Origin of the sequence: Luteolibacter pohnpeiensis, from assembly GCF_016595435.1 — a bacterium.
GTDB classification, from domain to species: Bacteria; Verrucomicrobiota; Verrucomicrobiia; order Verrucomicrobiales; family Akkermansiaceae; genus Luteolibacter; species Luteolibacter pohnpeiensis.
Genome location: NZ_JAENIJ010000009.1, coordinates 145,391 through 157,077, shown reverse-complemented (window position 1 = coordinate 157,077; position 11,687 = coordinate 145,391). Strand labels below are relative to the sequence as shown.

Sequence of the window (11,687 nt, the reverse complement as noted above, 5' to 3'; positions counted from 1 at the left end):
CGCATCAAGCGGCTGTTAGACGAGATCTACCTGATCGATCCGTGCCTCGGCAGTCGCCGCCTGGTGACGGTGCTGGAGCGCGATCACGGCGTGAAAGTCAACCGCAAGCGTCTCGACCGGCCCGACCAGGTCTGGTGCGCCGACATCACCTACGTGCCCATGCCACGCGGCCACGCCTACCTGTGCGCCGTGATGGACTGGCACTCGCGCAAAGTTACTCGGCTGGGCGGTCTCCAACACCATGGGCACCGGCCTTTGCCTGGAGGCTTTGGAAATGGCTTAGGGTTCCACCGGCACGGTTCCTGATATCTTTGGTGCGACAAGCTTGTTTTGATTTAAGATAATTATTATTTAGAGCATCGCAACTCATAATTAGTTGTTGGATTTATGATTTTTAGTCGCGTTATGGCAATTTGATTTATTTTCACATAATTAATTTCATGGCTTACTTAATAAGTGTAGGATGCCCTTAAATAATTGTAGCAATATCTCAAAATTCGTCTGCCCATGGCTTCGAAATCAATATCAATTGATAGTTCATTACTGTTTGAGAATCTGGTGCCTTATCATGAATTTTCATTACCCTTCAACCAAACCTAGAACGGGGCTGCGTGTACGCGTTGGTATCACCTCTCGGTCTATATCCCCAGCCAGGGTGTACGCCAAATCTCGATAGAAAATGGTGTCGTCAAAATACCAACCGTGTGAGACCGAGTCCAAAATCGGTTTGGTTACGGGATGTGTTTTGAGGAAACGTGCACCGCAATCCACACCGACTGCTTTTACAGGTGCATCCAGTGGGAGACCAACACGTCCTGTTCGGGGAGCCACACCAACTCGTTTCACATTTGAAAGCTTAAGTACACTGTCATAGGGGTTGTAGTAATTTGTTAGTCTAACACAATGACGGTAAAGGGAATTGGAGTTGGATGATGCATCCGACATATCCTTGGCTGCTACGTCAGCCGCAACGAAGCATATTTGACTGACGCTCCAGTTCACTTTAGCGATCTTATTTCTATCATCTGCATCATCGAATGCCTCTCGAATGATGAAACCGCCAGTTGAATGGGCAAGAAGATGAAGGTTTACCTTGCATCCAGTTTTGACCAAAGCCGCAAACATTGAGATGCAGTCGTCCACTAGCTGAAGTGCTACTCGCCGGGCATCACTTCGGTCCTCAAGGTAATTTGCAGCTGTACCCTTGGCTGGCCAATCAAAACTCAAAACTGCCCCACTATATCCTGCATTACCTAGGTTAGTTCGAATCGTCCTGTGCCGAGCGATCAATTCAGACTGTTTCACATTATAACCATGAATAAACACAACGACATCGTCGCATTTTTGAGCTTTTGGTTTGCCGATCACCTCCTCAATGAATTGAGTTCGTGTGATCTGATGCAATAGGCTGGGGTTTTTATTTGCTGGAACTTTTAAAAATCTAGTTGGACCCGGTTCGATTGAGAAGAGGCCATTACGAATACCCCGTGTGCTGATAATATAGCTATCCATTGTATTCCTATCTAATGATATCTTTACTTCAAGATTTCGGCAATTGGACTATATCCGATTGCCACTTCTCATCCATCAGTCCGCATTCTCGACAAATCGGACAATGTCGGCCAATTCGAATGGGTAGTAATTTTGATCCCCTTCGAGAGCAGCACGATCGAAAGGCGATCCTTCAGAATGACTGTGCATTGGACATGATCTTTGTTGAGAAATCCATGGATCCGGCTGCCAATCTGGAACCTTTAAAAAGCTGGTTTCACAATGAAGTAGCATGCCTCCGAACACTTCCATCAACAAAGCCGATCCTGTCGGGCCGTATTTTTGTCCCTGATGGACGATTTCTGATTCTCGAAGAAGGTAATAAAACAATGGTGTATGATTGATCAGAGATAGATCATTCTTGGCTCGTAGCGATTTCAATTTTTTCCAGCCATTCACTTGATCAAGTCTAAGATCAATGTTTGGCTCAATCGGATAACCCGCTTGGTTCAATGCCCCTGCAACCGCCTGTCCGCTCGGCAATCCCATCACGCTTCCGCGTAGAAGATTACGAAAGGCTAGTGACCGGTCATTCGGATTCTGGCTATTGACGACGGGTAAGGGTAAATTGTGGAGTTCATCCGTGAGCAATTCATCTATAGCCTTGGTCATCACCGGAACCGTACTATCGCTCACCGGCAAGAGCAGACTCCAGTCAACCACCAGCTCCTCTGGCAGTGCACTGAAACCTAGCGTCCCAAATCTCTCATCAAATAATTCAACTCTTCGATTATTTGAGTTAATCGAATAGTGAGAGCGAACGAGCGTGTGGCCTACCCGGTATGCGGCTACAGAAAACTCCACCGGCATGGTAAGTGGCTTGCCATCTGCCTTACTGAATAAGATCGGATAGGGCTCATTTGCAGCATGGTGAATCCGAGCCAGAGCCCATTTATATATTTTAGGATCACACAGTCTTTTCAGAAAATCGTATAGAATAATCCATTGATAATGATAGCGTGTTTCTTCTTGCGCTTGATCAAAGGAGTGAACTCTCCGATCCAGTATTTTATTATGGAACTTCTGCATCAGCAGCTGCATTTGTGACACAAAAATATTTTCATCGTTCCGTGGATCTCCGATCAAGGCGGTGCCAGAGGGAGATCGAGCAAGATCATGCCCGTTTGGATGAATTGCCAATCTGCCTGGAGAGGATCCATCGTAAAGATGGGGACTTCCATCAGGCCCAAAACCATAGACGCAGTCTAGATCAAGCGATGGCGATCTCAGGTTCGGCAATTTCGCTACTTCCACGTTTCCAATGGGTCCCCCGTGGAGAGCCGTGGTGGTATCGAGTGTGATGTCATGATCTACGAATTGTGCAAAGAAAGTATATCCTGACGGAATCGAACTATCTTTCGATGCATCGTTATAATCATGCATCAGCCCGCCCGGGCCTCCGATGATCGCGGCTTCCTCTTCACTAATTTCCAATCCCGGTAGATTCGGGAACAATTTACTAAAATTGGAAACTGCGATATGTTTGCAGCCTATTGCCTTAGTAACACCGTGATGCTTGATGGGACAGCCATTCATGATTTGATGGGATTTGTTTTGGTCGATAAGGATTTCCGAAGCATTTGCAGCTTCGTGATTTATTCGATCCATTACATCCCATCAGATAACGATTAATTCAGGCTACCCCCTAAATTGTGGGGTATTGATTTTTTAGCAAGCTACTTCCGTATCATCAGCCACTTCTATTCACAAGCGTCCGCCACCATGAAACTTGCCGATCAGCTCCGCCTGCGAATGCACTTGGAAATGTTCAAATACGGATTTTACGTAATCATTTGTCGTGTGCGGCGATATTCCCAAATGCTTTGCAATATCTTTCCGCTTATAGCCTTTGATGAGAAAATCCGTGATCATCCGCTTTCTCGTACACAGACCTGTAATCGCTTTGCAAGATGCCGACCAATTGTTGGCATGAAGCCACGGAAAGCCTCCCAGTGCTACATGTGCGATGAGATTTTCCCGTTCGTTGAAAAGTGATGCCGAAAATCGACGATAGATGCCCATGATACTGATAAACCCACCCGGAGTGGGATACATGGAAAGGATCACACCGCGAATATCCGCTTTTTCCCAATAGGGGCCGGCACCATTGGTAAACGCACGGCCATCCGGATCAATTTGTTGCCGGAGTCGTGTTATATGACAGTTGCGGCGCTTCATCTCGGCAACGAGTGGGGTATGAACATCCGTCATATCTGGATGTTGATACGCCCGCGTGAACATTGCTGAAGTCACTTCGGTGAAGCCGCCATGAATCAAACTGAGATGAACGGAGGGTTCTCCCGGTGACACATCCTTAGCAAGGCCCCATGCCCAGCTATCCGCGTCGATGAGTCGACACAGCCCCTTCATCAACGTACTTTTTGCTAGGGATTGATCATTCACGTGGATGGAAACCTCGGCCAAAAGACGGACTATCTTCCGAACATCATGTTCCAAAAGCTTGTGATCCGAAATCATGATGAGTTTTATCTTATTGTTGGATATTTTTTCATGAGTTCGATCTGTGACGAAACGTCCAGGCGGCGATAAATTTCCTTGGTATAATCCGCGATTGTGTATGCCGAAAGCCCCAGAAATTCCGCGATGTTCTTGCGGCAATACCCAGCTCGCAAGTATTCTAAAGTTCGCGCCAATGCGGGTGGCAGAGGTGGGATTTCTTGACGAGCATCCTTTCTGTATTGGTCTCCATAGATCCATGAAACTTCCTCAAATATGATACGCGTTAACCGAGTTTCCCGTTCACTAAAGCCTGGCTGTGAAGCTGAGCGGATTAGCAGAATTCTCGATAAAGACCCGCACGACAGCTGACGTCGACCGTTGATTGAGATAAGCCACGGGCAACTTAAATCAGTAATTGGTTGGCTTTTTAGACGTGCGATGAGCCCATCCCAATCCTCAATCGCTACTCGCAGCCCCCAATGTATCTGCGCTGGTGGAGTAGCCCGGTTCGGCCCGATACCGCGGACCCAGGCATCCGCGTTGACCAACTTGCACAAGGAATCCAGTAAGAGTCTCGCGGGTTCCTTTTGCCCGTGCATTCCAACATGGGACAACAATCCTAGCAGTTCCTCGGCATCTTGCCTGGAAATCGTTTGAGGAGAATCTTCAAACTTAGTCGGATGCGTATTCAAATCCGCGATTCTTTAAAAACGCGGATTCTAACATACAAGAAAATCTTATCAGTCGCTTAAAATATCTAAGCGCACCCCTTAGTAACTTTTGCCGTTCACCCGGTGTTTTGCTGCAAACAGCTACCCCGAGAAAGCGAGAGCGGCAATTTACCCGAGTTTCGAGATGGTATTGAAGATCGCGGTGATCATCAGATAGGCCATAGTCCCGATGAGGCCGGCCATGAGGATGAGCACGCTTGGCATGATCAAGGCCATAATGCGTTGAAGATCCTTGTCCAATTCCTTGTCGAATCGTTCAGCTGATCGGCGCAGCGATTGGTCGATTTTACCGGTTTGCTCACCGACGGAAATCATATCGATCAACAAGGGCGGGAAGGCACCGGAGCGGATCATGGCTTTGGAGAGCGCACGTCCGTCTCCAACCTGATCAATCACGCGGTTTAACTCTGCCCGTAAGGACCGATTCTGGGTCGCATCACGAGATAGCTCAAGGGCTCGTAATAGTGGCAATCCATTGCCGACCAAGTTCGCCATTGTTTCTAGGAACTGGACGTAGAAGCGGCTGGTGATGACTGCTCCAATCAAGGGGAGGCGGAGTTTCATCCGATCCCAAGTCGGCTTGTTTGCCTCGTTATCTTTCCAGGCTTTGAAAAAGATCGTGGCGGCGACGATCACCAGGATCATTACGATCCACCATTTCGCAAGGAAACCCGAGATCCCAATCAAAATGGCAGCAGCAAGCGGAATTTTGCCTCCCGGTGTGCTCTGGATCAACGATGTGAGCTGTGGGATCAGCGTGGTGACGAATACAATGGACACGCCGATACCGGCCAGGACGAGGAAGGCGGGATAGATCAGAGCAAGGATCAGGCGTGCCTGTAGCTCAGCAAGCGTTTTCAGGTAATGGGCCTGGCGCTTCAAGATCGTATCCAGTGCCCCGGAAGCCTCACCAGCGGCTGCCAGCGAGCAATAAAGCGGGCCGAAGCTGGGGCTCACTTTTTTCAGTGCTGTGGAAAAGTTGATACCATCCCGGACAATTTGGCGGATTTTGAATGAAACCACCTTGAGGTTTCCCAGCTCTTGACGGCTTTCCATGGACTTCAGAGCCGGCTCCAGCTGCAAGCCAGCGCTAAGCATGTCTGAAAGCTCTTCGGTGAACAGCACGACTTCGCTGCGCTTCAACTTGACCGGTCCATCCGGGATGCTCTCGTCTTCTTCCACCTTGGCTTTCGCATTCGGCTTTGGTTTGGATGAAGCTGCCGTCTCGGAATTTTTCCCATTCGACTGAGGCTTGCTTTTGCCCTTCCGGGCCACGGTTGCGGCTGCGGAACTGGCCGATTCGCGTAAGCTGACTGGTTGAAGGCCACGTTTATCGAGCGTGCGCAGGGCTTCCGGCCGATCGGCGGCATCAATTTCACCGGTGGTGACGGAACCGTTGGTGGCGAGGGCTTTGTAGGCAAAGACTGGCATGGGAGAGCGTGGCTCAGCGTGAAATGTTCAATGGGATCAGTCTCCGAGGTCGGAGGAGGTGACGGATACCACTTCTTCGATCGTGGTCTCACCTTTCATCACCTTGTGCCAGCCGTAACCGCGCATCGGAATGTAACCGTCTTTGATGGCTTGGGCGCGGATCTGATTGGCAGGTGCGCCGTGGGCGACCAATTCCTGCATCGGCTGGGTAATGAGCACCACTTCGTAAATCGCGAGTCGTCCCGCGAATCCCGTCAAACGGCAGCGATCACATCCGCCGGGCTTGTTCGAGTAAGCCTGACCGGTGACATCCAAGGGAATGCCGAGCTCCAGGTAGTCTTCGTGGGTAACCTCGCGCGGAACCTTGCAATGCGGGCACAGTCGGCGAACCAGGCGCTGGGCGAGGAAGGCCCGAACTGCCGCAGAAACCAAGAACGGTTCCACACCCATATCAACCAAACGGCTGATCCCGCCGATCGCGTCGTTGGTGTGAAGCGTCGAGAACACCAAGTGACCGGTGAGCGACGCACGGATGGCGATTTCCGCCGTTTCAAGGTCCCGGATTTCCCCGATCATCACGATGTTCGGGTCCGCACGGAGAATGGAACGCAGAGCGGTGGCGAAAGTCAGACCGATCTCCGATTTCACGGCGATCTGCATGACGCCGGTGAGTTTGTTTTCCACCGGGTCTTCCACGGTCACAATCCGGCGGTCCGGGCTGTTAACCTCGCTGAGGAATGAGTAAAGGGAGGTGGATTTACCGGAACCGGTAGGACCGGTAATCAGGATGATGCCGTTCGGCAGGTGCAGGATTGATTCAATCTTCTTCCGCACGAAGGATTCCATGCCGAGCTTCTCAAGATTGAACTTCTCTTGGTTCAAGAGACGGAGAGAAACGCTTTCGCCTTCCACCGTGGGAACCGTGGCGACCCGGACGTCGATCGTTGCCCCTTCGAATTGAAGGTTGATCCGGCCGTCCTGAGGAACCCGGCGTTCGGCAATGTCCAGGCGGGACATGATTTTGAGACGGGCAATCACCGAGCTTTGCAGCGCCTTGATGTTTTCAGGCACCGCAATTTCCAGCAATCGACCGTCGATCCGGTAACGAATCCGCAAATTATTCGCAAGTGGCTCAACGTGAATATCCGTCGCGCGTTGATCGAGCGCTTCACGGATGATTTGGTTCACGAATTTCACCACGGATGCCTCTTCATCGTCGTCGTTGTCGATGACGTTGGCCTCGTCCTCACCTTCACCGAGGTGATCGAAATCCAAGTCCCGGCCTTCCAAAATCTGTTCGAACGTATCCGCACCCACCCCGTAGAGGCGGCGGAGCGACTCGTGAATCCGCTTGCGGGATGCCATGCACCACTCGATCGGCAGTTCGATTTCCTGCGCCACTGCTTGGCGGGCTACGAGGTTGAACGGGTCAAAGGTCGCGAGTTTCAGCTTCTGGAAATCCCCTTCGCCCTCGATTGCGACTGGTAAAAGGCGGTGTTTCAGGGCAATCCGGGGACCGCAAGCCTCACGCAACGGGAGAGTCGCTTCTTCGGCAGGAATCACCGCAAGCCATTCCATACCAAGGTCTCCTGCAAGCTCACGCAAATAGGATTCTTCATCAACCACGCCGGAATCCAGCACGTCATCAATGGGCGAGCGTTGTCGCTGTGCAGCGTCCTTAAGGACTTCGGACAATGCGGTCAGGTCGTCGCATCCGGTGCGACGTGCGGGTTCAATCAGAAGCTGGGTCATGAGAAAGCAACGCTCTTGTGCTGTAAAAACACCGCAGAGGCAATCTTGTCTCAGGAATTTCCAAAAATACTGCTCTACGGGTAAATTGGTGGGTAAAATCGATGAAGACCTCCAACTATTCTCCCAAATCTTTAGGGGTTTCGCTGCTCGGCCAGGTGGATTTCAGCGGGTAGACTTCGAGGGATCGAATTTGAACCGATCCGCCTTCTGCGCGGATGGAAATCACGGGTTCGTGAGGGAGAACGAAGCGCGTGCAGGAAATTTGCCCATCATTGACGAATGCTTCCATCGAACCGCGGTCGAGCAGGATTTCGATGTTTTGAACCGGCTCAATCGTTTTGGAGGAAACATTGGCGGATTGAATCCCGTCGTGGGACAGCACCACCGGCACTCCACGCAATTGGAAGGTCAGTGTGGCCCCTTCGGGAATTTCAACTTTGGCTTTGATCTGGAAAAATTCTCCATCGCTGGCAAATTGGAGATCCTGGCCAGCTTTTAGCGCTTTGGATCGAATGACATTTCCTGTTTCACGGATCGACTCGATTTCCGCGATCGGTTTCCGGAAAATCCGCAATCCATCAACGGTCGATCTTAGGGACAGTTCACACGGAAAGCTGATCTGCTGGCTGAATGGCATGTCCGGGAAATCACTACCACGCATCCAAGCAACCTGGATCCGCCGGCCATCACCGGTGTCGTTGTTGTGCCAGGATTGGGTTGCGTAGAATTCAGCTGGATTGATATCGCCAAAATAGCGCGGCGTTTCTTCTTTGAACTTCGTGCCATCGAAATCGCCGATGGAATACTTGCCGTTGCCCTGGATCAGCACCCATTTTTTCTTCGCCGGATTGCCATCAACGGGCAGCTCGAAGAAATCCGGACATTCAAAGCTGTCAGGGATCGGATTGCCCTCGTTTTTCCAATCCAGCAGGTTGGGTGAAGTGAAAATATGATACTGACCGCTGCCATACATCATCATGACCCAGTGTTTCCCCGGGGCATACCAAAAGACTTTTGGATCGCGTTCCGGAAAATCCAGCACCGGGTTCCCTGCATAAAGCTGCCAGTTGCGACCGTGATCAAGGCTGTAGCAAATGCGATGGGTGTGGTTGTCGAACCGACTCCAAAACGCCACCATCGGCGGGTTTTTTGGGTCCGGCGAAAGTTTGGAGGTATTTTCGTAGTCAATCACGCAAGTCCCTGACTGGACTCCACTATCGAGGCTTTCCTCCCAAAACGCGGGTGGCAGCTCGGTCCAATGAACCAGGTCTTTGCTCACGGCATGCAGCCAGCATTTGGCCCATCGTTGGCCGAATAGATGGTATTCGCCGTCGTAAAAAATCAGTCCGTTCAAGTCATTGATCCAGCCTTCCTGGCGTCTGCCGGGATTAAGCCGATCCATCGTCCACTGGCGGGCGGTGAAATGAAAACCCGGCCGAAGTGCCTCTTGATACACAGGCGTGGTCACGACCGGTAGCTGATCTGGTTGATCCGTGAGTTTGATTTCCGCGACGTTCAGGTGGCCCCAACTTTCACTTGCTTGATCGACGATCTCGATCCGCGCTTCCTTTCCCCGCCATTTCCGAACGTCCCAACTCTCCGGGTGCAATGCATCGCTATTTCGTCCGGTTGCACTTCGGACGATTTCCCCATCAACCCAGAGGTTCATGCAGTTATGGCGCTCGTAGTCACCTCCGCCGATCCGGAACGAGAGGTAGGATCGATCAATCTGAAACACCGGCGAGGTCAGCGTCCCCGTCGGCGCGTCGCCCTTGATTTCACTACTGGCCAGGCTACCGGACGGGCAATGGGTGATTTCCAGTTTTTGCAGCAAATCACCCGAGGCCGGCCCGGAATCAAACGCTTCTCCGGTGGCTTTCCAGTCGCCAAAATCCTTGCCAGTAAAATCCCCAATGACTCGGTCCTCAGCACCGGCATGCGCCCCGAAAATCATCATTCCAAAGAATGCAAAACACTGAAATTGAGCTATTCGTAACTTCATAAGCAAGTAGGGAGGCCGATGGCAGACACACCGATACCGGATGTGCCTCGACGACCTTTCAGGACAGTTTGGTGTATTGGAGCTTCTGATTTCAAACTAAGCTGCCGCTGATCTTCCCAGAATGGGGTAAAATTTCCGTGCGATCCGGCAGGCCACGTGCATCCTTCGGGGCGTGTCCTATCTGGAACTTCAAGACCTCCATACCCATTTCTCGCAACGTGGCGGGACGATTTTTTCGCCGCAGCATCACACCATCCGTGCGGTGAATGGGGTGACCTTATCGATCGAAAAAGGTGAGATTCTCGGCCTCGTCGGCGAGTCTGGCTGCGGCAAGTCCACCCTTTCCCGGACCATCATGCAGCTGATCCCGGCGACTTCTGGCGCCGTCGTCTTGGATGGGGAAAATCTCTCAGCACTTCCCAAGTCACTGATTCGCAAGCGTCGGCTCGATTTCCAGATGATCTTCCAAGATCCTTATGCGTCGCTCAATCCGCGGATGACGGTATTTTCGACGCTGTCGGAAGCCATTTGCCAACGCCACCCGAATGTGAAAGGCAACGCTTTGGTGGAGCGGGTGAAAACGTTGATGGCCACGGTAGGACTCGATCCGAAGGTCATGCAGAAATACCCGCACGAATTCTCCGGTGGGCAGCGCCAGCGCATCGCCATCGCACGCGCTTTGGCGCCGGAGCCGAAGCTGATCATCGCGGATGAGCCGGTTTCCGCCTTGGACGTTTCGATCCAATCCCAAATCCTGAACCTGATCAAAAAACTGCAGAAGGATCTGGGGCTGACCATGATTTTCATTTCTCACGATCTGGGTGTGGTGCACTACATCGCGGATCGCATCGCCGTCATGTTTGGTGGCCAGATCGTCGAATCCGGCAGTGCTGACCGCGTGTTTCACGAGCCTGAGGCAGAGTATACGAAGAAGCTCCTAGCTTCGATTCCACAGCTCAAGACCACCGCCTGAAATCAAAAAAAGCCACCCACAGCGTATGCGCCGGGGTGGCTGATGGTTGAGAAAATACGAATTACTTGCGGCGGCGGACAAGCAGACCAAGTCCGGCAAGGCTCACCAACGCCAAGCTGCTTGGCTCAGGCACGGCAACTTGGTTGAAGCTGAGATTATCAATGGCGACACGGCCATCAGCTGGTCCGGTAGCATCCGTGCGGTTAAATGTGAGCGTGTAGGTTTCGCCTGATTCCCCGACGAATCCCGGTGAAATGGTAGTCACCGCTGCCGCAGTGCCGCCCGCGTTGTCCAGGTTGACTGTTTGCTGCCAGACCTCATTGAGCGAGGAATCCGTCAACGTGAGGTTCCAAGTCGAATTGCCCGCAGTTTCAGCGGTTTGACCGAAGTCGAAGGAATTCAGCACCAAGGCATAGCCGACTTCAGAGGTGAAACTGATGGTGTGGTTGCCCGTGTCCAACTGACCGACTTTGATCCCACCTTCATTATCCCAATCACCACCACCCACGGTGTGATTTTCAATGTCGGTGAAATGTGAGGAGGTATGGATGTCCCAGTTAGCATCCCAGCTAAGGGTAATGTTGGGAGTCGTGCCATTAGCCACGGTAAAACCATTGCCATCAGCAGAGGCATTGGAGCCAAGGCTGGCAGGGACGGTGGTGTTGCTGCCACCTAGCTGACCGAAACCGATCACTGTTGCGTTAGATGTCGCAATCGTTGCCAATAAACCGGCAATAGCGATAAATGAGGAATTAGATTTCATTAGATTTGGGCTTTCCATATGGAG

At 51.6% G+C, this 11,687-nt stretch carries 9 protein-coding genes and 1 pseudogene; 2 read left to right on the top strand and 8 right to left on the bottom strand.

Annotated elements, in window-relative coordinates; all coding sequences use genetic code 11:
* Positions 1–280: pseudogene (locus tag JIN85_RS07975) on the top strand (DDE-type integrase/transposase/recombinase); the annotation flags it as partial.
* Positions 281–579: 299 nt separating this feature from the next.
* Here the strand turns inward: JIN85_RS07975 and JIN85_RS07970 are convergent.
* From JIN85_RS07970 to JIN85_RS07940, 7 genes are all read right to left on the bottom strand, one after another.
* Complete coding sequence (locus tag JIN85_RS07970; RefSeq protein ID WP_200269404.1) at positions 580–1,512, bottom strand: alpha/beta fold hydrolase; 933 nt, start codon at positions 1,510–1,512, stop codon at positions 580–582.
* Positions 1,513–1,587: 75 nt separating this feature from the next.
* The gene (locus JIN85_RS07965; RefSeq protein ID WP_200269402.1) at positions 1,588–3,087 is read right to left on the bottom strand and encodes a peroxidase family protein; all 1,500 of its coding nucleotides are present in this window, start codon (positions 3,085–3,087) and stop codon (positions 1,588–1,590) included.
* 168 nt (positions 3,088–3,255) lie between these two features.
* Positions 3,256–4,029, bottom strand: a complete 774-nt coding sequence (locus JIN85_RS07960; RefSeq protein WP_200269400.1) for a helix-turn-helix transcriptional regulator — start codon at positions 4,027–4,029, stop codon at positions 3,256–3,258.
* 8 nt (positions 4,030–4,037) lie between these two features.
* The gene (locus tag JIN85_RS22290) at positions 4,038–4,610 is read right to left on the bottom strand and encodes a helix-turn-helix transcriptional regulator (protein WP_425494628.1); all 573 of its coding nucleotides are present in this window, start codon (positions 4,608–4,610) and stop codon (positions 4,038–4,040) included.
* A gap of 240 nt (positions 4,611–4,850) precedes the next feature.
* Positions 4,851–6,173 carry a type II secretion system F family protein gene (locus JIN85_RS07950; protein ID WP_200269396.1) on the bottom strand — a complete coding sequence of 441 codons (1,323 nt, stop codon included), beginning with the start codon at positions 6,171–6,173 and terminating at the stop codon, positions 4,851–4,853.
* Positions 6,174–6,209: 36 nt separating this feature from the next.
* Positions 6,210–7,925: a GspE/PulE family protein gene (locus JIN85_RS07945; RefSeq protein WP_200269394.1), complete on the bottom strand. Its 1,716-nt coding sequence runs from the start codon at positions 7,923–7,925 to the stop codon at positions 6,210–6,212.
* A gap of 115 nt (positions 7,926–8,040) precedes the next feature.
* Positions 8,041–9,882 carry a glycoside hydrolase family 32 protein gene (locus tag JIN85_RS07940; RefSeq protein ID WP_200269392.1) on the bottom strand — a complete coding sequence of 614 codons (1,842 nt, stop codon included), beginning with the start codon at positions 9,880–9,882 and terminating at the stop codon, positions 8,041–8,043.
* 217 nt (positions 9,883–10,099) lie between these two features.
* Here JIN85_RS07940 and JIN85_RS07935 point away from each other — a divergent pair, with 217 nt between their 5' ends.
* Entirely contained in the window at positions 10,100–10,900 is an 801-nt protein-coding gene (locus JIN85_RS07935; protein ID WP_200269390.1) for an ATP-binding cassette domain-containing protein, read from the top strand.
* A 61-nt stretch (positions 10,901–10,961) separates the two neighbouring features.
* On the opposite strand, the gene JIN85_RS07930 is transcribed toward JIN85_RS07935, so the two are convergent.
* Positions 10,962–11,663: a PEP-CTERM sorting domain-containing protein gene (locus JIN85_RS07930; RefSeq protein ID WP_200269388.1), complete on the bottom strand. Its 702-nt coding sequence runs from the start codon at positions 11,661–11,663 to the stop codon at positions 10,962–10,964.
* Positions 11,664–11,687 lie beyond the last annotated feature (24 nt).